The sequence below is a fragment of the Pseudomonas sp. NBRC 100443 genome (genome assembly GCF_030268185.1).
GTDB lineage: Bacteria > Pseudomonadota > Gammaproteobacteria > Pseudomonadales > Pseudomonadaceae > Pseudomonas > Pseudomonas citronellolis.
The window spans coordinates 1-257 of the sequence record NZ_BSQE01000105.1 but is presented as its reverse complement, the minus strand read 5'-3'; the positions used below and the strand labels follow the sequence as shown (position 1 = coordinate 257).

The 257-nt window shown below is 53.3% G+C and carries 1 rRNA gene; it reads left to right on the top strand.

Annotated elements, in window-relative coordinates:
* Positions 1 to 41 precede the first annotated feature (41 nt).
* A 16S ribosomal RNA gene (locus QSJ95_RS32740) occupies positions 42 to 257 on the top strand; the annotation flags it as partial.

Below are 257 nucleotides of genomic sequence, written 5' to 3'. Positions count from 1 at the left end.
CTGAGCCAAGTTTAGGGTTTTCTCAAAACCCGATCAGTATTGAACTGAAGAGTTTGATCATGGCTCAGATTGAACGCTGGCGGCAGGCCTAACACATGCAAGTCGAGCGGATGAAGGGAGCTTGCTCTCTGATTCAGCGGCGGACGGGTGAGTAATGCCTAGGAATCTGCCTGGTAGTGGGGGACAACGTTCCGAAAGGAGCGCTAATACCGCATACGTCCTACGGGAGAAAGTGGGGGATCTTCGGACCTCACGCT